Consider the following 1,443-nt stretch of genomic DNA (forward strand, 5'->3'; position numbering starts at 1 on the left):
GAAACAGGGTATGGTTGAAGATCTGCGGCGCCAGGTGCGTTTTACCATTCCTCCCCTTCAACATGCTCTCCCATTGAACCTAATCTTTTTAATTCAACTTGCATTGCTTGCCAAACATACCGTAAATGTCTTAGTTTCGAAGCTTGAAACTCATCACAAGCGTCTCCTATGACTCACCTTACTTTAGCAACAGAGGCTCCATGAACCCCCGCATAGCTTCCCGCATTCAGCAAATCAGCCAGCTTGCCTCCCGGCCTTTGAAAGGATTACTGGCCGCTGCGGCATTCATACCTTCTGTGGCGATGGCGGCAGATAGCGCAGTGTTCCTGCAATATCACCATGTCAGCGATAAGACCCCTGCTGTCACCAGCATTACACCAGAGATGTTCAGGCAACATCTGGATTATCTGGATAAAAATGACTTCAATGTAGCGCCCATAGAGACCATCATCAAAGCCATTCAAAGTGGCCGGTCAGTGCCCGATAAAACGGTAGTGATCACTTTTGATGATGCTTACAAAAACATCTATGAAAATGCCTTCCCAATGCTGAGAGATAAGGGTTGGCCGTTTACAATTTTTGTCAGCACTCAGCCAGTGGATCGTGGCTTTGGCAACTTCCTGACCTGGAAGCAGATTCAGGAGATGAGCCGCTCAGGCGCTACCATCGCCAACCATACCACCAGCCACCCTCATATGCCGGAAAAGCTACCCGGCGAATCCGATCAGGCCTGGCTGGAACGCTCCGGAAAGGAGATCACCGACACCGAACAACGCATCAGGAACGAAACCGGTCAGGATGTCAAAATGCTGGCCTGGCCTTTCGGCGAGACAGCCCCAGAACTGAGAAAGATGATCAAGGAGATGGGCTACATTGGGTTTGGTCAGCAGTCTGGCGCTATTGGCCCACTGTCAGACTTTACCCGCCTGCCCAGATTCCCTATGTCCGGGAGTTATTCCGATATGAGTGGTTTCAGAACCAAAGTAAACAGCAGACCCCTGCCAGTGACGCAACAGGAGCCCGATACCGCTATCATTGACCCAAAGAACCTGACGCCCTCTCTAACCCTAACTTTGGCAGACGGCAACTATCAGAAACAGCAACTCAACTGTTATGTCTCCGGTCAGGGCAGAGCAGAGCTGAAATGGCTGGATAAAGAGAAAACCCGATTCACAACTCAGGCCAAATCGCCCCTGCCGGTCGGTCGCAGTCGCTACAATTGCACGGCCCCCTCGATGGATGGACGTCATTATTACTGGTTTTATCACCAATGGCTTCGCTTTACGGAAGATGGAAAAGCTATTGATTAGAGTCACGTAATCAGGACTTGCTGTCTTCCGACAGAGAGTGTTTCAAATGCTTAATCCGATTCAGCCACTCAGATATAACTGAATGGCTGAAACAGGATTAAACGAATATTAAAGTGATTCTCCTGGACATAGC

1 protein-coding gene is annotated in these 1,443 nt (G+C 49.5%); it reads left to right on the forward strand.

Translation table 11 applies throughout. The features are described from left to right. Positions 1-200 precede the first annotated feature (200 nt). Positions 201-1,310 carry a polysaccharide deacetylase family protein gene (locus KDK18_RS03970; protein WP_257253368.1) on the forward strand — a complete coding sequence of 370 codons (1,110 nt, stop codon included), beginning with the start codon at positions 201-203 and terminating at the stop codon, positions 1,308-1,310. Positions 1,311-1,443: the final 133 nt, after the last annotated feature.

The organism is Endozoicomonas sp. SESOKO3 (assembly GCF_024606255.1).

Excerpts from the sequence above, each read along its gene's own strand:
- KDK18_RS03970 (WP_257253368.1), top strand. The coding sequence starts at position 201 with ATGAACCCCCGCATAGCTTCCCGCATTCAGCAAATCAGCCAGCTTGCC.